Below are 21,793 nucleotides of genomic sequence, written 5' to 3'. Positions count from 1 at the left end.
AAATCATTTCGGATGTTTTAGTTGCTTATTTATTTCAATAATTTGCATTGCTATTTGCGCTGCTTTTATTGGGTCCTGTTGTTGTTCAGCCATTTTTTGCTGATCTTTCAACGATTTAATTGTATCCATATCACTATTTTTAGTCCGGATAATTCGAATATAGTCATTCAATTCCTGATCACTGATATCCTCTTGTACTGGTAACATAGCTATTTCCGTAATTTGTTGCTGTAATTCCGAATCAGTAATCCTTTCTAGAAATAAACTGACATCTGCTTCATTTCCTTCTTCGTAAAATGCGTATAAATGAGTTGCAATGATTTTATGGGAATCTATATTAAATCCTGCTCCAATTTCGTCTTGAATTTTTTCAGTGATTCTCACGTTTTGGAGCATATAGGAAATTAATTGTCTCTCTGCATTTTGAAAAGCTGGGAGCAACTTCGATTTCCGAACATTCCATACCGTATTACTAGTATATCTGTTCTTTTGGTGATTATCCTTATTTGTGCCAAACTTTTCGCGATAACCTGAAATTTCATTTGTTAACGTATCAATGGATATACCATATTCTTTACTTAATTCTTTCACATAATATTCCCGTTCAATGGGACTATCAATCATTGCGAGTTGCTTTAATACTTTTTCTATATAGTTTATGCGATCTCCTTCATGATTTAAATTAAAATCTTTCTTCAAAAATCGCATATAGAAACTCATAAATGTATCACTTGCTTTTATTACTTCCTTCTCAAATGCATCTCCTCCATAAGTCTGAATAAAACTGTCAGGATCTATGTTATTTTCCAGATGTGCTATTTTTACTTCACAGCCAGATTGTCTTAATAAAACAGCTGCTTTATATGCAGCATCTAAGCCAGCTCGATCTCCGTCATAACACAGAATTACGGTATTAACATAACGCTTGAGAAGTTTCGCCTGATATTCAGTTAATGCAGTACCTAATGTTGCAATAACATTTCGAATACCCGCTTGATAAGCAGCGATAATATCCATTTGCCCTTCAAAAAGAATAGCTTCATTTTTCTTACGGATGTGCTTTTTGGCTAGATCAAAATTATAAAGAAGTTTTCCTTTATGGAACAACTCACTTTCTGGACTATTAATATACTTTGGCTTACTATCCCCGATAGTAGCTCGGCCACCGAAGGCAACAGTCTTACCCAAATGGTTTCGAATAGGAAATATAATTCTTCCTCTGAACCTATCACTAATTTGACCGTCTTCCCGTAAATTGATCAAACCAGCTTTTACTAATAATTGCTGATGAAATCCTTTTTTCTTTAAGAATTCAGCGGTAAAGTCCTTTACATTAGGAGCAAAACCGAGTTGAAACGCATCGATTGATTCATCCTTTACACCCCGGTCTTGTAAATAACCATATCCTTCTTTTCCATCCTTTGTATAACGGAGAAGATGATGATAAAGCTTTGCTAACCATTCATGCGCGGACAATATATCCTGATTCTCTTGAGACAATGAACTTTCAGTCGTTTTTGAATTTGTCTCAGGTAGTTGGATTCCACTTCTATCCGCAAGATGCTGCAGTGCTTCAAAAAATGAATAATTCTCCATTTCCATCAGAAATGTAACTACATTTCCACCCTTGCCACAGCCAAAACAATGAAATATTTGCTTTTCTTGGGTCACTGAAAATGATGGTGTTTTCTCTCCATGAAAAGGACAAAGACCAAAATAATTTCTTCCTTGTTTTTTTAACTGAATATAATCCCCAATAATGTCTACAATATCATTAGCTTTACGAATTTCTTCGATCACTTCTTCAGGAATTTGATTGGACATAAAATCACCATGCTAATTAATATTCGTCTTTCATTAAAAAAATCCTTCATTTTTCGACAATATTTTTTAAAAAAGCCGAAAAAAATTCCTTCTTCATGTGTAAACATCATCAGTGAAGGACACTCATATCACTAGCTCTCCTAAACTTTGAAAACTAGCTTCCAATAAGAAACGACTTGTAGACGCTAATTGTTATCTGTCTTTCCAATACATACTTCTACATAAGTCTTACAAAATCCTTCTTCAAAGATAAGGTTTCTTTACATAAACATACATTATAAACGATACGTATGTTATATCATTACACAAAGACTCATTATAATATACTTTTTTATAAAAAGCTATTAAATCGTTTCTAGTTTTATATTATTGCCAGCAGTGTTGATTCCTAACCATGAAAAAACATTCTACACACTAGATATAGAATGTTTTTTATGAAGTTATCTCTTAAAAACTACTATTTTTTAATGATTTGTCGGATACTATTTGCTGTTTCCTCTACTGCTTTATTTGAAACATCAATTACATGACAGCCTATTTTTTTAACTATAGCATCAAAATAATCAAGCTCTTTATAGATTCTTTCCATGTTAGCATATGTCGCTTGATCACCTAATCCCAACGCTTTTAACCTTTCTTTACGAATTTCATTTAGTTTTGCTGGGCTTATTCGTAATCCAATGCATTTGCTTGGGTCAACGTCAAATAATTCTTCAGGAGGATCCACTTCTGGCACAATGGGCACATTTGCAACTTTTAAACGCTTATGTGCTAAATATTGAGATAAGGGTGTTTTCGAAGTTCTTGAAACTCCAATTAAAACAATATCAGCTCTGGAAATTCCTCTTGAATCCCGCCCGTCGTCGTATTTCACAGCAAATTCGATTGCTTCTACACGTTTAAAATAATCTTCGTCCAGTTTATGAACCAACCCTGCTTCCATTCTCGGAGATCGATTAAACACACGTTCCATTGCTTTTAACATTGGTCCCATAATGTCAATTGCTTCCATATTCAATTGTTTTGCACGTTCATTTACATAGTTTCGAAGACTTGGATCGACAAGTGTAAAGCCAATTAGACCGTTGTTTTCATTAGCAAGCTGTAGTGCATCATCAATCGTTTCTTTATCTTCGACATATGGAATGCGCTGTATCTTATAGGTTCCATCATTAAATTGACTCAAGCCTGCTTTAATAACTAACTCAGCAGTTTCCCCTACTGAATCAGATAATACATAGACAGGTTGCGTAAACATGAATCTACCCCTTCCTATCAATTGATTACAAATCTTTATCCAAAATTAATTCCACAAATGCCTTGGTAATTGTCGTTTTCGTTATTCTGCCAACTACTTCTAACCCTTGGTCTGAATCTTTAATGACTGGAATCCCATCAATTTGCTTATCAATTAAATTCTTAGCCACATCAACTAATAAATCCTCTTTTCTACAAACTGTTATATTCGGCATCCTTGTCATAATAATATGTACAGGGACTGTACTTAAATCTTGTTGTCCAATACTTGCACGTAGTAAGTCTTTTCTAGATAAAACACCTGTTAAACAAGCATAATCATCGACCACAAACAGGGTCCCCACATCTTCCAAAAACATTGTTGATATAGCATCATACACCGATACACTTTCCTTTACTACAATTGGCACATGTTGATATTCATATACTTTAAACTTTTTAATTTGCTCTGTAAGTAATTCTGTTCCTGTTTTACCTGTGAAAAAATAGCCTACACGAGGGCGGGCATCCAGAAATCCCGCCATCGTCAAAATGGCTAAATCAGGACGTAATGTAGCACGAGTTAAGCTTAGCCGTTCAGCAATATTTTCACCAGTAATTGGTCCGTTTTCTTTAACTATTTGAAGTATTTCTTCCTGTCTATTTGATAACTCCATCTCTTTCACCACCTACAAACGATGTGACATCAACTGTTACTTCTATTATAGACTAAATATACTGAAAAGAGAATTGGATCGCTTTACAGAAAGAAAAATTAGAAATGTTGTTTCCATTCAATTTGTGTCAAATCTGCATACCGATTAATTATATTTGCTATATTAGCTAACAACCCTAAACGATTGTTGCGAACTCGTTCATTATCCGTCATGACCATATTATTATCAAAGAAAAGGTGGATAGGTTCAGCTAGTTTAGCAATTAACTGTAAGTTCTTTTCAGCATTTCGATCTGTATCCTGATATGATTCTTCCACAAATTGATATTGTTCATATAACGCTTTTTCCGAATCCGTTTCAAATAGTTGAGGGTCTACACTCGTCGTTTCCGCTTTTTCAGCTAAATTTAGAACACGTACCAAAGCCTCTTGGATAGGCTTAAATGCATCATCATTTCTTTTCTCTGATAACGTTTGTGCTTTAGCTAATGTATAATCGTAAATTCCAACACCATCATGTAAGACTGCTTGAATAATATCCTGCTCCACCGCAGCTTCTTTTAATAAGAAGGCGGCACGTAAGGAGAAAAATTCTTTTAAATGAACAAATGATTGGTCATGATTTGACAATGGAACATTCGATTGCTTAAAGACATCTTGGGCAATTCGTAATAAGTTTTCAATTTGCATATCCCACTTAAATGTTTTAACTATTCGTAATATACCTGTTGCTTGCCTTCGTAGACCGTATGGATCCTGTGAACCCGTTGGCATTAAACCAACAGATATACATCCTGTGATAGTATCTAACTTGTCGGCTATACTTACAATTGCCCCTACTTCTGTTGCTGGCAGATCTCCATTTGCTTGAATTGGCAAATAATGTTCACGAATTGCTTGAGCAACAAGGTCATTTTCTCCATATAAATGTGCATATTTTTCACCAATTACACCTTGCAGCTCAGTAAATTCATTGACCATATTTGTTGGTAAGTCAAATTTACAAATAGAGGCAGCACGGATTGCTAAGGACATTTTATCTGTATTTAGATGAATGAATTTACCTATTTGTTCAGTTAACGCTGTAACACGCTGTACTTTATTCGCAATCGTACCTAATTTTTCTTGAAAAACAACCCGTTCAAGTTTTGCTAAATAATATTCAATGGAATGCTTCTGATCTTCTTCATAGAAAAAGGCAGCATCAGATAATCGAGCACGTAAGACTTTCTCATTACCCTTAATCACCGTATCAATCGCATAATCATTCCCGTTACGGATTCCAACAAAGTAAGGAAGCAGCTTTCCGTCTAATGATTTTACAGGAAAATAACGTTGATGTTCTTTCATGGAAATGATTAAAACTTCATCCGGAAGCTTTAAAAACTGCTGGTCAAATGATCCAAGAAACACTTGAGGGAATTCCACTAAATTACGAACCTCATCAAGTAAGTGTTTATCGACAGGTATTTGAATATCTTTATCCTTCTCTAAAGTATGAATTCCCTTTAGGATTTTTTCTTCTCTTTTTAGGGGATCAACGATAACATATTGGTTCAATAACGCTGACTCATAATTAAGTGGGTCTTCTAGCGTTATATTATCACCTAAAAAACGATGACCAAAAGTCAGGTTACTGCTGGTAACCTTCGCTACTTCAAACGGAATAATTTCACTTCCGAATAAGCCAACAAGCCATCGAATCGGACGTGCATACCTAATCGATTGCGTACCCCAACGCATATTTTTGCCAAAGGTTATCGATTCAATTATTTTATGAAATTCAGGTAGTAAATCAAAAGTTGTTTGACCTTCGATATGTTTTTTAATGAATACATAGGAAGTACCATTAAGCTCTTTTATATATAGATCGTCCGTTGTCTTTCCTTGCCCTTTCGAAAAACCAATTGCAGCTTTCGTCCAATTCCCATCTTCACCTTTGGCAATTTTCAAGGAAGGGCCCTTAACCTCTTCTGCTATCGTTGTCTGTTCCTCAGCCACACCTTTAATCATAACCGCTAATCGCCTTGGCGTAGAAAATGATCGTATTTGCTCATATGAAATTCGTAAATCATGTAACCAAGCTTCTGTCTTTTCTTTCAACTGCGATTCTGCATCATCAATAAACCGCGCTGGTAATTCCTCTAAGCCAATTTCAAATAATGCATTTTTTGTCATTTTATTTTTCCTCCTTTTGCAACATCGGGAAACCAAGACGTTCTCTTTCTGCAACGTAAGCTTTCGCTATACTACGAGCTAGATTACGAATTCTAGTTATATATCCAGTACGCTCTGTAACGGATATAACACCTTTTGCATCTAGGAGGTTAAACGTATGGGAGCATTTTAAAACATAGTCATATGCCGGGAATACTAAACCCTTATCCATCGTTTCTTTCGCTTCCTTTTCATATTTTGTAAATAAGTCAAATAGCATTTCTGTATTTGATTCTTCAAATGTATATTTCGAATGCTCGTATTCTGGTTGATAAAAGATATCCTCTACGGTTACACCTGTCGTCCATTCCAAATCAAAGACATTTTCTTTATCCTGGATATAAGATGCAAGCCGTTCAATGCCATACGTAAGCTCTACTGCCACAGGATTCGCTTCTAAGCCCCCTATTTGTTGGAAATAGGTGAATTGAGTAATTTCCATTCCATCTAGCCATACTTCCCAGCCCAGACCAGCAGCGCCAAGAGTAGGGTTTTCCCAATTGTCCTCCACAAACCGAATATCATGTTCAAGTGGATTAATACCTAATTTTTTCAAGGATTCAAGGTATAGTTCTTGGATATTATCAGGAGAAGGCTTCATAATTACTTGAAATTGATGATGCTGATAAAGTCGGTTAGGGTTATTACCATACCTACCATCTGCAGGCCGTCTTGAAGGTTCCACATAAGCAACATTCCAAGGCTCTGGTCCAAGACTACGTAATAATGTCATTGGAGACATTGTCCCTGCTCCTTTTTCTACATCATACGCCTGCATAATAATACAATTTTGTTCAGACCAATGTTTTTGCAATGTTAATATCATTTCTTGAATAGTCATTAATCACATATCCTCCATTACGAATTATTCGCTTCTCAGCAGCTATTTCACCTATAAGGTGAATGAACCCTTAGAGAAACTGCTCTTTGCAAATAAATATCCCCGTCTCTATGTCTCTAAACGGGACATAGGGACGGGGATCAACCGCGGTTCCACCCTATTTGCTCTCTTAAAGAGCCACTTTATTTGCATTGCTCCAAAGCGCCCTTCCCCTTTGTTCCATCATCCAGCTCTCACCAATCTGGACTCGCTTTACAAGGATACAAAAGGTACTTTTCTTTTTCACAGCAATGTTATCGTATCATTTTATGTACAAATAATACGTCATTTATCCTTGTCATGTCAACTTATTTTAATAAATCCAGTTGATTTAAAAATTTCCGTGACTTGATAAAATAGCCGCCATAATAATCATAATAAGCATCTAACAGTTGACGTAACAAGCGTTTATTCTCGTTTTTAATCGAAATAGTTCCCACCTGCTGTAAGTTAACTGTTGCAAAAATATGTAATAATTTAGCTACAGCATTAGGTAACGGGATGGCTTCCGGATCCATTCTTCTACATTCCCTGCAGAGCAACCCACCCTCAGTAATCGAAAATACAAACGGAGAATTCCGATTGCCGCAATTACTGCAACGACTTACTAATGGCGCAAACCCACCTTTTGCATATAGTTTTAATTCATACATCATCATGGGAATACTAGGTTCCTCATTTTCAGCAATCCAAGTCATGGTTTCATGCAATTGATGGAATATAGTTAGATCTGGCTTTTTGTCATCCAGTAACTTATCCGTAAGTTCAATAATATATGCAGCATATGCCGTTTTAATGATGTCCTCTCGGATTTTTCGAAATGAATCAATAACTTCCCCTTGTTGGATAGTGCTCAAGCCACTATTAACATAAACAAAGAATTGTGCATAGATGAATGGCTGCGTTACGGCAGCCATTCGACTTTTCGGTTTTTTTGCACCACGAGCGATGGCGGAAAGTTTACCTAATTTCTTACTATATATCGTGACAATTTTATGCGTTTCCCCATAGTCATTTGTCTTTAATACAATACCTTCTATTTTTTCAAGCACATAGATTCACCTTTGCCTCATCTATTCTTACACGTTTTCAATTCTTTACTAATTGGTATCTAATGGTGTTATTTTTTGACCTTCATGCTGGGTTACTTCATTTTTCCGTTCATTTTCTAACTCTTTCATCAATAAATAGGTTTCAATGTTTCCTGTTTGGCTGAATAATTTCCAGGTTAAATCAATCACAAGAAAACCCACCTTTCTTTAATGTTTGAAAATGTAACTTACTACTTAGAATCACCACAACACTAAAAACAATTAGTATAAAAATTTACCATGTTTAATATTCATCGCTTCGAAAACCGTATTCATATAGCTGATTTTGCTTGTTTCTCCAATCCTTTTTAACTTTTACCCAAAGCTCTAAGTACACTTTTGTACCTAGTAATTTTTCAATATCTTCTCGAGCTGCTTTCCCAATATTTTTCAACATACTTCCATGCTTACCAATCAGTATTCCTTTTTGGGTTTTTCTTTCGGTTACAATTGTAGCTTGTATATATAATTTCTGATCGTCTGCTTTTTCCATCTGCTCCAGCACAACAGCTATCGAGTGCGGTACTTCTTCCCTAGTTAGTTGCAATACTTTTTCTCGTATTAGTTCTTGCATAACAAATCTTTCTGGGTGGTCAGTAATTTGGTCTTCAGGGTAATATTGCGGTCCTTCTGGAAGATCTTTCTTGAGGACTTCCAGCATATGATCCACATTATTCCCTTGCAAAGCAGAAATGGGAATAATCTCTGCGAATGCATATTTTTCTTTATATTGATCTATTAAAGGTAACAAATCATCTGGATGAACAAGATCAATTTTATTAATAATTAAATAAACTGGTCTTTTTACTTGATGCAGACGCTCGATAATATATTGATCCCCTTTGCCGTGACCTTCACTAGCATTGATCATAAATAAAATAGCATCTACTTCATTCAACGTATTTTCAGCAGTTTTTACCATGAAGTCCCCAAGTCGATGCTTTGGTTTATGAATTCCAGGTGTATCAATAAAAATAATTTGAGAATGCTCTTCTGTTAACACGCCTTGAATCTTGTTTCTTGTGGTTTGTGGCTTATCACTCATAATTGCAATTTTTTGGCCAATCACTCTATTCATAAATGTAGATTTCCCAACATTTGGTCTACCAATAATTGCTATAAATCCGGATTTAAAACTATATTCCATGTTGCTTCCTCCACGACGTATTTCAAATGTTTTATCCATATCATACTACAAATAAGCTTCTGTTTCATGCAATCGACAAAAGCTTTAAAAACTTTTGGTTCTTTTATTAAAATAGCACTTCTCTAGACAAAATTCACGGATAATTACCCTGTAAACGCAAATTTTGTATTTTCCTTAAAATAGTGAATCAATAATAAATTACCCCCAATTGTTGGATATTAACCAACAATTGGGGGCTTCAGGGAGCTAAAATAAAGCAATGATGTTGGGAATAAATATAAACAGTCCAATTATAAAAGCTGCTACTGCCGCGATCAACACACCTCCAGCAGCCATATCTTTAATTTGTTTGGCTGCTGGGTGAATATCTGGCTTGATGTAATCCATGATTCTTTCAATTGTACTATTAATCATTTCAGCAATTAAGACAATACCAATTGCTATTACAATAAATATCCATTCCATTCTAGATAATCCAAGAATGAACCCTGCAATAATGACAAGAAGGGCCGTTATTAAATGAATTTGAAAGTTACGTTCCAATTTAACTACTTGAACGATACCCTCCCAAGCATAGGAAAAGCCAATCGACCATTTTTTATCTTTCAATTCCAAACTCACCTAATAATTGATCTTGTTTTGCAAACATGTTTTGTTCATCCTCTTTTGACATATGATCATATCCTAAAAGATGAAGAAAGCCATGAATCGTTAGAAAACCTAATTCTCTTTCTAATGAGTGATTATATTCCTCTGCTTGTTCTTTTGCTTTTTCAATAGAAATAACAATATCACCTAATAATAACGGTAAATCTTCATCAATAATGTCTATTTCACCTTCTCCAGTCTCTTGCATTGCAAAAGAGATTACATCTGTTGGTGTGTTCTTTTGTCTATAATTTCGATTAATTTCTTGAATCTCCTTATTACTCACAAAATTAATGGATACTTCCGCTTCTTGGGTAATACCTTCTTTTTCAGCTGCAAAGGTTACCAAGCGTTGAATCATATCAATATAATCACTCGGTACAGAGTTGGTTTTATCATGAAAATCAATATACACTTATTTTGCCTCCTTCATCGGATATTGTATGCGAGAATGAAAAATACCTTTCAATGTATTACATATCGTTCGTTGTATTATATTTATTTCCTTTAATGTTAGTGGGCAATCATCAAGTTGACCGTCAGTCATTTTATTATTAATGATTGATGTTACAATTTCCTCAATTTTAACTTCTGTTGGTTCTTTTAATGAACGGACAGCTGCTTCAACTGAATCACAAATACTAATAATAGCGGATTCTGACGACTGTGGTTTCGGTCCTGGATAACGAAATTGATCCTCTGTAACTGCTGGGTTTTTTCCTTGTTCTTTGATATAAAAGAACTTTAATAAGGATGTACCATGATGTTGTTTAGCAATATCAATGATTTCTTCTGGAAGACGGTGTTTACTTAACATTTCTGCGCCATCATATGGATGATTAATAATGATTTTAGCACTCTCCTCAGGAGTAATGGTATCATGAGGGTTTTTTATTGCAAGTTGATTTTCAATAAAATAATGTGGACGCACAGTCTTCCCAACATCATGATAATATGCACCTACCCTCGCAAGCAAGCCATTCGCACCAATAGCTTCACATGCTGTCTCACTTAAATTTGCGACCATAACAGAATGGTGATATGTACCTGGCGCCTCCGTCAGCAGTTTTTTTAATAACGGTTGATTTGGACTCGATAACTGTAATAATTTGATGTCCGAGAGGATTCCTAATGATGTTTCAAAAAATGGCAGCAACCCTATTGTTAATACGGCTGATAAAAAAGCTGAAGCCGCAGCAAAGGATGTTTGGATAAAAATATCGGATAAGGCGTACTTTTCGAACGAGAGAAATATAAATAATACGACAATAATCATATTAGTAATACCAATACCTAACCCTGCTTTAACAATCGCAAGTCGATCTTTCACATTCATTAAGAGGATGATTGCTGCTATTTGGGAAAGAAAGAAATAGATTCCTGCTTCCACATGAAGTGATCCTGGTATTTGATTATTAAAAATAACACTACCTAAAATAGCGTACAAGCCACTGAGGACAATCGCAGACCGTTCATGTATTAATTGCTTAATTAATAATGCCCCAGTAGCTATTGGCATTACATAAAATAATTGATTTACTTGCGTTGTATAGATACTAACGATTTTCATCAACGAAAGGATGATTATACTAATTAGTACAATTGAAATTATTTTTCCTCGATCTAATTGATGATGTTTAGCTACCCAATTCATTTCATGTGCAATGATAAAGCAAATCAGAAAAATAAGTAGAGATAAGCCAATGCCGGGGAATAGATTACGTTCCTTATCTAGTACACCTACTAAGTCCAGTTTTTCATAAATCTCATTTGTGATTATTTGTTCTTCCCGAACAATAATTTCTCCTGCTCTAATAACTACAGGGTCAACACTACTAGCAGCTTCTTTCCTAGCATTTGCTGTTTTATCCACATCGAAAAAGGAGTTTTCAACCACAGCGAATTCCGTTAAACTCGTTAACACGTTTTTTATATCTGTATTCAACGCTTCATATTTAATAGTTTGATTAATACTGGTGATCGCACTCTGGGTATTCTCTGTTCGTACGCCATTGTTCATTGTTTCTGTTAGCGATTCCAAGAAAAGCTTCTTTCCATTGTTTCGATCATTTTCTGGGATTTCCACTAACTGAGACAATAAATCATCACTTATTCCTTCGGTAATTTCTGGTGACAAGATTTGCTTTAATCGTTGTACCTTTTCCTGATTTGAAAGAGGTGGTGAAGAAGCATCTTCTGAATTGTCTTGTCCAGCGCCAATATCTTGATCTAACTTATTCACCGCATCAAAAAGTTCATTTACATAAGCAACTCGTTCGTCCGTAATTTCTTGATCAATATCATACCTGTCTTCTACTGCTTGGACAGTTTCTCTCGTTTTCCGTTCTGTTTCTTGTTCATTCTCCATCGTAACTGGCGAACGAATAGTCTCCTGTGCTCTGCTAAAACGCTCAATTTCATACGTTTCGGTATGTACATTATTAATCGTCATTACAAAAAAGAATACTGCTAGTAATATAGTAGAAAGAATAATCATCAGCCATTTATTAGAGCTTTTCTTTATCCATGCAGAAACATTGAATCTCTTTTTAAACAATTGTTTCTACCCCCTTTTAACCAGGAAAATACAGAAATAAGACCCATCTACAAAGGGTCTTACATTCTGGTTCATTTATTTCCTTGTTCATAAGCTTCTATGATACGTTGAACCAAAGGATGACGTACAACATCATTTTGTTCCAGATATACGAATCCTATTCCCTTCACCCCATTCAATAAATGGCTAGCAGCATGCAGACCAGATTGAACCCCTTTAGGTAAGTCAATTTGAGTAATATCTCCGGTGATTACCATCTTGGATCCAAATCCCAAGCGAGTTAAGAACATTTTCATTTGTTCAGGGGTTGTGTTCTGTGCTTCATCCAATATGACAAATGCATCATCCAGCGTTCTACCACGCATATATGCTAGCGGAGCAATTTCAATTGTATCTCGTTCAATTAATCGAATCGTGTGCTCTGCACCTAACACATCATGTAACGCATCATATAATGGCCTTAGATATGGATCTACTTTTTCTTTTAAATCTCCAGGTAAAAAACCCAAACTCTCTCCAGCTTCTACAGCTGGTCTCGTTAAGATAATACGCTTTACTAATCCGTTTTTTAAAGCATGAACTGCCATAACAACTGCTAAATAAGTTTTACCAGTACCTGCAGGCCCTATCCCAAATACAAGATCATTTGCTTTTATTGACGCTATATAATTGCGTTGTCCTAGCGTTTTTACCCGTATTGATTTTCCCTTTGCATTTTTCGTAATTTCATCTTCATACAATGTTTCAAATTGATTTAATTTCCCTTTTTTAGCTAACTCGACTGCATATACTACATCTCGTTCAGTTATGCTTAATCCTTTACGAATAACCGAAAGCAACGCTAATAGTATGTCTTGAACAAGATCTATTGCTTCTTTATCTCCAGACACCCGAACTTGTTCGCCTCTTGTTACAATCGAAATGTTAAGTAATTCTTCTAATTGAAAAAGATTCTTGTCATTTGTGCCAAATAATGCTAATGCCTCATTTGGATTTGAAAGTTGTAAATCAATCTCCGTAAGATTTTCTGGCATACTCAATCTCCTTGACGTAAAGGTTGTGTTTCAACAATATTTTCTTCTACAGTCATATATAAGTTTAGTTTAACTTTACCATTCTCTAATGATTCATGCAAAACTTTTTCAGATACAATTCGAGCCTTTGGTCCTAGCCGTAATCTCAATTCTTCTTTTGCCTGGTTTATCCCTGCTTCGACAGCTTCATTTTTTGTTCTTTTCTGTTTATCATACGTTTTTTCACTTACTAAGGTTTCAATAAGTTTAACAGGAAGTTCCCACTTAAAAAATCGAATTGGTTCTTCTGAAATTTCTCGGTGCGTATTTTCAAACTCTGTCGACCCAAATCCCCAGATAGGCACCCGGAAATCTCCAAAACCTAGATGAAATTTCTTTTCTTGATTTCCCGTCAACTGTTCCGTATTAGCTTGTAGAGGAACAGAAACTTTCACTTCATACCAAGTTGTGGCCATTATCTCTCCATCTGCTGCTACATAACCTACTTGTTTATGCTCATCATCTTCTCGTTCTGCTTCCTCATTCACACCCATATTTCCAGATACTAAAAGATCTCCCGGTTCTACATAGTCATTAACATGTACCTGAGGAACACCCTTTGTTACATACATGTTTTTGATAATCCCTTTTTTGGAGGCAATTAGATTTCTAGGACCAGGTGTTTCTTCTTCTTTTACAACAACCTTTTCAACTCCCTCTAAATAGAAGGTTGTCCCTTTTTGATCAATACCTACCCATAATAATTCAGGAACATCATCTAATAATTGTTGTTGAATTTCTTTCGGTGACTCTAAAGAAAATATCCATGTTCCAGGATGAATTCCATATTGATTTAACTGCTTATTAATTTTCTCTTCAATATCTTTAGGTACTCCCGTTATTTTAACTTCCCATAGAATATTGGATAGAAATAAAATCAGTAAAATACTTAAGAAGAATCCCAGCAATAATTCCTTTTTTCCAAGTAATTTACGTATAAAAAAAGGATAGCCTTTTCGTTGTTTAAATCTGATTTTATATTGTGTTCTTCTTCTTAATTGTTTAATTTGCTTTATATCACTTACCTTTATATTTCCCTCGCAAACATCGTTTTTGGTTTTTCTGACATCCCATACACGTATCCCATAGCTTGTACAATGCTGGAAAAACAACTCCGGTTTTTCCCCAGTAACTGCAATTGTTACATAACCAGTTAATGCTGATTCTTGGATATACTTCATGTCCTCCTCCTTATCCATCGGGTAAGAATTTTATATCGCTTATTGTTCCTTCTAGTAAGATCTCTTCAGGTAGCATCATCTTTAATACAAAGGCTGATCCTGTTACTTGGATATAACCGTTATTTGCTCTTAATTTTAATTCCGTATCCGAATATGTAACCAATCCCTTATGATTTTCAATATATACATGCAATTGGCCAATCACAGTGATTCTAGGAAGTTCAAGTACCACATCTGAAGGAAGTGCAAAATATTTTGTTAACCATGGTCGGATTCCTTGTTGCAGTTTCTTCACAAATGCAGCCCCCTCTCACATTCATATTTATGAAAGTTTGAAGGAGATAAGAACATAATCCGCTCAAAAAACACGTTCGTTTGCCAATTTCATATTCAATGATCAATTATTATGAACAAAAAAACACTCGTAAGTATAAAAACTTACGAGTGAAGAGAATTAAAAAATGACGGTTTATTTTTTCCTTTCATATATCACGTTTTGATATGGTTTCAATGCTCTTGGCTTTCCTAACACCTCAGCCATAATAACGCCATTCACTAACCCTTTCTTCGTCAAATTATTGGATACTTGTTTTTTCAACCGAATCTGTTGTTCTGTCAATTCTTTTTCAACATTTCGTGTCAGATCATTAAAAGCTGTCTCTTTGTTGTAACTCTCCGATTGATCAACTTTTCGATTAGCACCCATTTGACCAGCTAATCTTTCCATTTGCTCTTTATGCTGCTGTTCTACTGAAATCGTCGAGCTGGTTTGTGGCTGACTGGTAGTTGGGAAAGATGCGTCACGATTCGAATTATCTCTCATTGGACGAGGAGTTCGGTTTGGCCGATTTGAGCTACTTTCCTTCTCGCTATTTTTATTCCAGCCATCCCTAAGAAAACCAATGATTCCAGCAATGATTACAAAAATTATAAAGATATTACTAAAAATAGCTTCAATTAAATTCGACAAGGCATCCATCAAACCCCACCTTTATCTATTTATGATCATTTTCTTCATTATTGTCTTCAGATAATTTTCCGATAGACCCTCTCATATCTGTATCAGCATCGATATTCTTGTAATTCATATAATCCATGACACCTAGATTCCCTGACCGTAGTGCTTCTGCCAGTGCTAATGGTACATCTGCTTCTGCTTCAACAACTTTAGCACGCATTTCTTGAACACGTGCAAGCATTTCTTGTTCTTGAGCAACAGCCATTGCTCTACGTTCTTCAGCTTTTGCTTGGGCGATATTCTTATCTGCTTCTGCTTGGTCTGTTTGTAAAATTGCTCCGATGTTTTTACCGATATCCACATCTGCAATATCGATGGACAAAATCTCAAATGCAGTTCCTGCATCTAATCCGCGATTTAATACATTATGAGAGATAGAGTCTGGATTTTCTAAAACTTGCGTATGGGCTTCTGAGCTACCGATTGTACTTACAACACCTTCCCCAACTCGGGCAATTACCGTTTCTTCACCAGCACCACCGACAAGTCGGTCAATATTCGCTCTAACTGTAATCCTAGCTTTTGCTTTCACTTCTATACCGTCCATCGCTATACCAGCAATAAATGGCGTTTCGATTACTTTAGGATTTACACTCATTTGAACAGCTTCTAATACATCACGACCAGCGAGGTCGATTGCTGCACCTCGTTCAAATGGCAATTCAATATTTGCACGATGTGCTGCAATTAATGCATTGACCACCCGATCGACGTTACCACCAGCTAAATAATGGCTCTCTAGTTGATTTGTTTTCACATTCAAACCTGCTTTATGGGCTTTAATTAGCGGATTGATTACTCGATTAGGTACTACTCTTCGCAGCCGCATCCCAACCAGTTGAAAGATTCCAACTTTTACACCTGCTGCTAATGCACTAATCCATAACATAACAGGGATAAATGTAAATAAAATTGCAACAGCAATTAGTATTACCGCAATAATAATTAGCGGCATAAATTCTTGTAATTCCATGTCCATACCTCCTAGGTAAATTATATAATGTAAAAACTTTTCCCAATAGTTCCTCCTACTGGTGCTAAGTTAAACATACGTTAGATTTTTCTGACGACAATTCGTACGCCTTCTACTTTTACTACTTTGATTTGTTGACCTTCATCGATGAATCCACCTTCTGAGACCACATCTAATCGCTCCTGGTCAATCATAGCTGTTCCAGCAGGACGTAAAGGCGTAACGACTATTCCAGCTGAACCTATTAAATCTAACCGATTTTCAGCAGATACATATCCTTGTTCGGAAGTGGTTTGTTCTTTTAAGATAATATGTCGAAAAACTCCTTTATCCATTCCTATTCTTCTAAATAAGATAACCGCGATAATTAAAGTAACTAAAAAGGCAATTCCTATACTCATTGACATGTGGCCAAGATCATAGCCAGACATAAATAAGGAAACGATAATGGCTCCGATACCTAATACCCCAACAATTCCACCTGGCACAAAAAATTCAGCAATAATTAATACAACCCCTAGTATGAGTAAAACAATTGCTTCCATACCTGCTAGTCCTGCAACAATATGACCATAGAAGAAAAGGATTAACGAAATGAGCCCCATAATTCCAGGGATACCAAAGCCTGGAGAAAATACTTCGATTACTAATCCAATACTAGCAATAGATAGCAGGATTGGGATCACTACTGGATTCGTTAAAAACCTTGCAATTTCCTCTGCTAGCGTAGCTTCTTTTTCTACTACAGTAGCATTTGCAAGTCCTAACTCATTTAACAATTCAACACGATCATCTACTGTCCCTTCAGAGTACCCTACCTCTAAAGCTGATGAAGGATCTAAAGTGAGGAATTCCCCTTCGCCCGCATTTAATTCTGGTAGATCTACGCTTTTGTCAGCCATTGCAACAGCATATAACGGATCTCTTCCCTTTGATTCAGCAGCGCTTTTCATTGCGGCAATCCAAGCTGATTGCGCTTTTTGATCAGCTGCAGTTCCATCAGAATTAATCACGCCACTTGCTCCCATTGTAGCTTGTGGTTTCATATAAATCGAATCTGTGTTTAAAGCGATATATGAACCTGCTGATAATGCTTGATTTACAACAAACGATGTAGTGGGAATCTCAAGATCTTGAATAAGAGAAGCTATTTCACTAGCAGAATCTACTCTCCCACCAGGTGTATTAATCTCAAATATAATATGGTCTGCTCCTTCTTTCACTGCCTCTTCTGTTGTTCGACTCAGAAAAGCCTGGAGACCTCTCTCTACTTCCCTTTCAATCGGTATGATATAGACAGATTCACCCTGCCCATCTTTTGCACTTACTTGCATTTCCTGGTTAAATCCAAAAAGTAAAACAGCAAATAGCAAGATCACATATGTAATTAATTTCTGCCCAGGCAAATATGTTCACCCCCTTACAATAGGATTACTATTTATACGAATAAACCGTAAAATGGTTTCAATTCTTTCTCACCTAATCTTACCATAAGCCTATCTATATTGATACTAATGGCAATAACTTAAGCGTTTTCTTAGATTTTATTAAAAAGCCCCTAATCAATGTATTGATTAGGGGCTTTTAATTATTCGTTACTTAACTGTTTTTGTACAAGTTTATTAATTTGAGAACCATCTGCTTTACCTTTTACTTTAGGCATAATAGCGCTCATTACTTTTCCCATATCTTTTTTAGAAGTGGCATTGACTTCTAGAATCGTTGACTGAACAACTGCCTCAAGCTCTTCATCAGTAAGCTGTTTCGGCATATATTCTTGCAAAATATTGATTTCGTTTTCTAGTTTTTGAACAAGATCTTCGCGTTCAGCTGATTTGAATTCTTGGAGGGAATCTTTTCTTTGTTTAACTTCTCTAGACAATATTGTAATTTCTTCGTCTTCGGATAATGATTCTTTACCAAGCTTAATCGCTTCATTTTGCAACGAAGCTTTTACCATGCGAATAACACTAAGCGTATCTTTGTCTTTATTCTTCATCGCTTGTTTCATATCCTGATTCAATTTTTCAAGTAAAGTCATGCGTTTGCACCCTCTTTAGAATTTACGCTTTCTAGCAGCCTCAGATTTCTTTTTGCGACGGACACTTGGTTTTTCATAGTGTTCACGCTTGCGATATTCTTGTAATGTACCGCTTTTTGATACACTACGCTTAAAGCGACGAAGAGCATCTTCAAGAGACTCGTTTTTACGAACGCGAGTTGTATTTGACATGCTAATTTCCCTCCCTCCGAAGCACAAAACAGATTGTACTAGCATATGGCATACTTTCCACATGCCTTTTTAAAGTATAATATAATCCTTTATTTTGGTCAACTGATATTTTCAAGCGTTTCTCAAGTATATATTAATAATCAGAGTCGCTTTTCACTCCTTGTAAAATGGAAACCCCAGCACTTGCACCTATACGAGTTGCTCCCGCTTCAATCATTGCTTTTGTGGTCGCAAGATCACGAACTCCTCCTGAAGCTTTCACACCCATATCAGGTCCAACTGTTTCGCGCATTAAACGAATATCTTCAACTGTAGCTCCGCCTCCAGAGAAACCGGTTGATGTTTTAACAAAATCAGCTCCTGATGCTTTAGCTAATTTACAAGCACGGATTTTCTCATCATTAGAAAGTAACGATGTTTCAATAATTACTTTGGAAAGCGCTTTGCCACTTGCAGCATTTACTACTTGTTCCATATCACTTTTTACTGCTGCATCATCTCCGGATTTCAAAGCTCCAACATTTATTACCATGTCCACTTCTGTTGCACCATCTTTAATCGCTTGTTTCGTTTCAGCTACTTTTACCTCCGTAGAAGTAGCCCCTAGTGGAAAACCAATTACTGTACATACCTTCACTGAAGTATCTTTTAATTCTTCATAGCAATATGGAACCCAGTATGGATTTACACATACAGAAGCAAACTCATGTTCTTTTGCTTCATTAACAATTTGAGTAATTTTGTCTTTTGTAGTTTCCGGTTTTAATTGTGTATGGTCAATATATTTAGCTAAATTCTCAATCATTAGTATCTTCCTTCCTACCTTTGTTGTACGTACCTCTTGTATCATAGCATGGAATGGGGAAAAAATCTATGATCTCTATTTTAATCAATAGGAAAACCCGGTCATCCATGGCCGGGTTTTGATTAATTTGCTGCTTCTGAATAGACGATATCATCAAGTACACGGACAAAAGTACCTTGATTAATAGGATAACCAGCTTTGTTTATTTTTACTCGAACTAGCTTACCAATCATATCAGGATTTCCTTCAAACTCTACTTTTAAATAATTATCGGTATAACCTATTAAACGATTTGGATTCTCATCATCAGTTGAATGTTCCTCAGGAATAACCTCTAAAACTTCATGATTGTATTGAGATGCATATGCTTTGGCTAATTGATTCGATAATTCGATTAATTGATGAACCCGTTGATTTTTGACTTCATCATCAATTTGATCACTCATACGGGCTGCCGGTGTACCTGTCCGACGTGAAAATGGGAATACATGCAATTCAGAGTAACCAATTTCCTTTATATATTCATATGTTTCATTAAACTCCTCATCTGTTTCTCCAGGGAATCCAACAATAACATCCGAAGTAATTGCTAAACCAGGTAAAGCTTGTTTTAACTTCATAACTTTTTCTTTATAATAAGCAGTCGAATATTTCCTACGCATTCTTGCCAACACAGAATCAGAACCTGATTGCAAAGGAATATGCAAATGTCTTACAATCTTTTTAGACTGATCCATCACTTGGATAACTTCATCTGTAATTTGGCTCGCCTCAATAGATGAAATTCGGATACGTTTTAAACCACTTACTTTTGTCTCTAAGTCACGTAATAGCATGGCAAAATTATAATCCTTCATATCTTCGCCATAACCCGCTGTATGAATTCCGGTAAGAACAATTTCCTTATACCCAGCATCAACAAGCTTTTGAGCTTGAGCTATGACATTTTCCGGCTCTCTGGAACGAAGCAATCCACGTGACCATGGGATGATGCAGAAGGTACAGAAATTATTACAGCCCTCTTGAATTTTTAGAGAGGCTCTTGTTCGATCTGTAAATTCTGGTACATCCATCTCTTCGAATACTCTGTTTTTCATAATATTTGAAACACCATTAATTGGTTCTTTTGATTTTTTATGTTCTTCGATATAACCAATCATGTTTTTTCGATCTTGTGTACCTACTACTACATCTACACCAGGAATCTCCATGATTTCACCAGGCGATGTTTGAGCATAACAGCCAGTTACACACACAATAGCATCGGGATTCTTTCGGATCGCTCTTCGTATTACTTGTCTACTCTTTTTATCCCCAGTGTTCGTAACTGTGCACGTATTAATGACATACACATCAGAATCATGATCAAAATCAACGCGTTCATAACCATGATCCATAAACATACGCCAAATACCTTCAGTCTCATAATGATTAACCTTACAGCCCAACGTGTGAAATGCTACTGTTGGCATTAATTACACCTCATTTCTTCAAAATGATACGAAATACAAGCAAGCGCATATAAGGATGCTGTCTCTGTACGTAATATTCTTGGTCCTAGACGAATTGCCTGAAAGCCATTATCTTTAAGTGATACAGCTTCTGCTTCTGTAAATCCGCCTTCTGGCCCAATACAAACGAATATACGCTGTTGTTCTCCTACCTGTTTTAAGACACTACTTAAAGAATGATATTCACTTGTTTTAGCTTCTTCTTCATATGCAAAAACTTTAAAGTCATAGCTACTGGCTAGATCAATAAGTTCTGATAATGATTGATTTGGATAAATCATTGGTACTTTGTTTCTGTGACTCTGCTCACTAGCTTCCTTTACAATTTTGCTCAATCGCTTTAATTTTTTATCCTGACGTTTTTCATCCCATTTTACAACGGAGCGACTCGCTTGAAAAGGAATAAAATTGGAAGCTCCTAGTTCCGTCCCTTTTTGGACAATCATTTCCAGTTTATCTGCTTTCGGAAGCCCTTGAGCAATTGTTACTTCAACAGGTAATTCTACATTCTGATCTAACCACTCTACAATATCAACATATACTACATTATTATCCAAAATAGTAATCTTACAAATTGCTGCATGTCCATCAGGGTGACTGCATATAATCTGATCGCCAACCTTGAAGCGCATCACACGTTTGATATGATGAACATCATCCCCAATGATTTTTATCGTTTGCTCACTCCATGTTGCAGCAGGAACAAAATATCTTTGCACTTAC

General features: G+C 35.9%; 22 protein-coding genes and 1 other annotated feature. All 22 genes read right to left on the bottom strand.

Annotation, left to right across the window (positions count from 1 at the left end):
* Nucleotides 1–3: 3 nt before the first annotated feature.
* A complete protein-coding gene (dnaG, locus tag M948_RS34670; protein WP_021291092.1) occupies nt 4–1,824 on the bottom strand; it encodes a DNA primase in 1,821 nt (606 codons plus the stop codon).
* A 457-nt stretch (nt 1,825–2,281) separates the two neighbouring features.
* The gene (locus tag M948_RS34665; protein ID WP_021291091.1) at nt 2,282–3,082 is read right to left on the bottom strand and encodes a pyruvate, water dikinase regulatory protein; all 801 of its coding nucleotides are present in this window, start codon (nt 3,080–3,082) and stop codon (nt 2,282–2,284) included.
* A 25-nt stretch (nt 3,083–3,107) separates the two neighbouring features.
* Nucleotides 3,108–3,737: a helix-turn-helix transcriptional regulator gene (locus M948_RS34660; protein ID WP_021291090.1), complete on the bottom strand. Its 630-nt coding sequence runs from the start codon at nt 3,735–3,737 to the stop codon at nt 3,108–3,110.
* A 98-nt stretch (nt 3,738–3,835) separates the two neighbouring features.
* Nucleotides 3,836–5,914 (bottom strand): glycine--tRNA ligase subunit beta, encoded by a 2,079-nt coding sequence (glyS, locus tag M948_RS34655; protein ID WP_021291089.1) that lies wholly within the window; start codon nt 5,912–5,914, stop codon nt 3,836–3,838.
* 1 nt (nt 5,915) lies between these two features.
* Nucleotides 5,916–6,794 carry a glycine--tRNA ligase subunit alpha gene (gene glyQ / locus M948_RS34650; protein WP_021291088.1) on the bottom strand — a complete coding sequence of 293 codons (879 nt, stop codon included), beginning with the start codon at nt 6,792–6,794 and terminating at the stop codon, nt 5,916–5,918.
* Between the two features lie 126 nt (nt 6,795–6,920).
* Nucleotides 6,921–7,089: a binding site (T-box leader), on the bottom strand.
* A 52-nt stretch (nt 7,090–7,141) separates the two neighbouring features.
* Entirely contained in the window at nt 7,142–7,885 is a 744-nt protein-coding gene (gene recO, locus M948_RS34645; protein WP_021291087.1) for a DNA repair protein RecO, read from the bottom strand.
* A gap of 48 nt (nt 7,886–7,933) precedes the next feature.
* On the bottom strand, nt 7,934–8,074 hold the full coding sequence (locus tag M948_RS42845) for a YqzL family protein (protein ID WP_021291086.1): 141 nt from the start codon (nt 8,072–8,074) through the stop codon (nt 7,934–7,936).
* A 94-nt stretch (nt 8,075–8,168) separates the two neighbouring features.
* Entirely contained in the window at nt 8,169–9,071 is a 903-nt protein-coding gene (gene era / locus M948_RS34640) for a GTPase Era (protein WP_021291085.1), read from the bottom strand.
* Between the two features lie 246 nt (nt 9,072–9,317).
* The gene (locus M948_RS34635; RefSeq protein ID WP_021291084.1) at nt 9,318–9,680 is read right to left on the bottom strand and encodes a diacylglycerol kinase family protein; all 363 of its coding nucleotides are present in this window, start codon (nt 9,678–9,680) and stop codon (nt 9,318–9,320) included.
* Nucleotides 9,670–10,134 carry an rRNA maturation RNase YbeY gene (gene ybeY, locus M948_RS34630; RefSeq protein WP_021291083.1) on the bottom strand — a complete coding sequence of 155 codons (465 nt, stop codon included), beginning with the start codon at nt 10,132–10,134 and terminating at the stop codon, nt 9,670–9,672. Before ybeY ends, M948_RS34635 begins: the two co-directional genes overlap by 11 nt.
* The gene (locus M948_RS34625) at nt 10,135–12,276 is read right to left on the bottom strand and encodes an HD family phosphohydrolase (RefSeq protein ID WP_021291082.1); all 2,142 of its coding nucleotides are present in this window, start codon (nt 12,274–12,276) and stop codon (nt 10,135–10,137) included. It abuts the gene before it with no gap.
* 71 nt (nt 12,277–12,347) lie between these two features.
* Complete coding sequence (locus tag M948_RS34620) at nt 12,348–13,310, bottom strand: PhoH family protein (RefSeq protein ID WP_021291081.1); 963 nt, start codon at nt 13,308–13,310, stop codon at nt 12,348–12,350.
* A gap of 2 nt (nt 13,311–13,312) precedes the next feature.
* Nucleotides 13,313–14,530, bottom strand: a complete 1,218-nt coding sequence (yqfD, locus tag M948_RS34615) for a sporulation protein YqfD (protein WP_021291080.1) — start codon at nt 14,528–14,530, stop codon at nt 13,313–13,315.
* 10 nt (nt 14,531–14,540) lie between these two features.
* Nucleotides 14,541–14,825: a sporulation protein YqfC gene (gene yqfC, locus M948_RS34610; RefSeq protein WP_021291079.1), complete on the bottom strand. Its 285-nt coding sequence runs from the start codon at nt 14,823–14,825 to the stop codon at nt 14,541–14,543.
* 174 nt (nt 14,826–14,999) lie between these two features.
* On the bottom strand, nt 15,000–15,509 hold the full coding sequence (locus M948_RS34605; RefSeq protein ID WP_021291078.1) for a hypothetical protein: 510 nt from the start codon (nt 15,507–15,509) through the stop codon (nt 15,000–15,002).
* Between the two features lie 16 nt (nt 15,510–15,525).
* Nucleotides 15,526–16,521, bottom strand: a complete 996-nt coding sequence (gene floA / locus M948_RS34600) for a flotillin-like protein FloA (RefSeq protein ID WP_021291077.1) — start codon at nt 16,519–16,521, stop codon at nt 15,526–15,528.
* An 80-nt stretch (nt 16,522–16,601) separates the two neighbouring features.
* Nucleotides 16,602–17,927: an NfeD family protein gene (locus M948_RS34595; RefSeq protein WP_021291076.1), complete on the bottom strand. Its 1,326-nt coding sequence runs from the start codon at nt 17,925–17,927 to the stop codon at nt 16,602–16,604.
* A gap of 182 nt (nt 17,928–18,109) precedes the next feature.
* Nucleotides 18,110–18,562, bottom strand: a complete 453-nt coding sequence (locus M948_RS34590) for a GatB/YqeY domain-containing protein (protein WP_021291075.1) — start codon at nt 18,560–18,562, stop codon at nt 18,110–18,112.
* 15 nt (nt 18,563–18,577) lie between these two features.
* Complete coding sequence (gene rpsU / locus M948_RS34585) at nt 18,578–18,754, bottom strand: 30S ribosomal protein S21 (protein ID WP_019377991.1); 177 nt, start codon at nt 18,752–18,754, stop codon at nt 18,578–18,580.
* A gap of 133 nt (nt 18,755–18,887) precedes the next feature.
* Nucleotides 18,888–19,559 (bottom strand): deoxyribose-phosphate aldolase, encoded by a 672-nt coding sequence (gene deoC, locus M948_RS34580; protein WP_021291074.1) that lies wholly within the window; start codon nt 19,557–19,559, stop codon nt 18,888–18,890.
* 122 nt (nt 19,560–19,681) lie between these two features.
* Nucleotides 19,682–21,031, bottom strand: coding sequence for a tRNA (N(6)-L-threonylcarbamoyladenosine(37)-C(2))-methylthiotransferase MtaB (gene mtaB / locus M948_RS34575; RefSeq protein ID WP_021291073.1), 1,350 nt, complete (start codon nt 21,029–21,031; stop codon nt 19,682–19,684).
* Nucleotides 21,031–21,789 (bottom strand): 16S rRNA (uracil(1498)-N(3))-methyltransferase, encoded by a 759-nt coding sequence (locus tag M948_RS34570; RefSeq protein WP_021291072.1) that lies wholly within the window; start codon nt 21,787–21,789, stop codon nt 21,031–21,033. The genes mtaB and M948_RS34570 overlap by 1 nt, the downstream gene beginning before the upstream one ends.
* Nucleotides 21,790–21,793 lie beyond the last annotated feature (4 nt).

The organism is Virgibacillus sp. CM-4, from assembly GCF_000445495.1.
GTDB classification, from domain to species: domain Bacteria; phylum Bacillota; class Bacilli; order Bacillales; family Amphibacillaceae; genus Virgibacillus; species Virgibacillus salexigens.
Note: the sequence above shows the minus strand (reverse complement) of the source record. Positions and strands in the feature narration are given on the sequence as shown.

Excerpts from the sequence above, each read along its gene's own strand:
- glyS (WP_021291089.1), bottom strand. The coding sequence starts at position 5,914 with ATGACAAAAAATGCATTATTTGAAATTGGCTTAGAGGAATTACCAGCG.
- M948_RS34605 (WP_021291078.1), bottom strand. The coding sequence starts at position 15,509 with ATGGATGCCTTGTCGAATTTAATTGAAGCTATTTTTAGTAATATCTTT.
- mtaB (WP_021291073.1), bottom strand. The coding sequence starts at position 21,031 with ATGCCAACAGTAGCATTTCACACGTTGGGCTGTAAGGTTAATCATTAT.
- floA (WP_021291077.1), bottom strand. The coding sequence starts at position 16,521 with ATGGAATTACAAGAATTTATGCCGCTAATTATTATTGCGGTAATACTA.
- M948_RS34590 (WP_021291075.1), bottom strand. The coding sequence starts at position 18,562 with ATGACTTTACTTGAAAAATTGAATCAGGATATGAAACAAGCGATGAAG.
- rpsU (WP_019377991.1), bottom strand. The coding sequence starts at position 18,754 with ATGTCAAATACAACTCGCGTTCGTAAAAACGAGTCTCTTGAAGATGCT.
- era (WP_021291085.1), bottom strand. The coding sequence starts at position 9,071 with ATGGAATATAGTTTTAAATCCGGATTTATAGCAATTATTGGTAGACCA.
- M948_RS34665 (WP_021291091.1), bottom strand. The coding sequence starts at position 3,082 with ATGTTTACGCAACCTGTCTATGTATTATCTGATTCAGTAGGGGAAACT.
- dnaG (WP_021291092.1), bottom strand. The coding sequence starts at position 1,824 with ATGTCCAATCAAATTCCTGAAGAAGTGATCGAAGAAATTCGTAAAGCT.
- M948_RS34660 (WP_021291090.1), bottom strand. The coding sequence starts at position 3,737 with ATGGAGTTATCAAATAGACAGGAAGAAATACTTCAAATAGTTAAAGAA.
- yqfD (WP_021291080.1), bottom strand. The coding sequence starts at position 14,530 with ATGAAGTATATCCAAGAATCAGCATTAACTGGTTATGTAACAATTGCA.
- glyQ (WP_021291088.1), bottom strand. The coding sequence starts at position 6,794 with ATGACTATTCAAGAAATGATATTAACATTGCAAAAACATTGGTCTGAA.
- M948_RS34620 (WP_021291081.1), bottom strand. The coding sequence starts at position 13,310 with ATGCCAGAAAATCTTACGGAGATTGATTTACAACTTTCAAATCCAAAT.
- deoC (WP_021291074.1), bottom strand. The coding sequence starts at position 19,559 with ATGATTGAGAATTTAGCTAAATATATTGACCATACACAATTAAAACCG.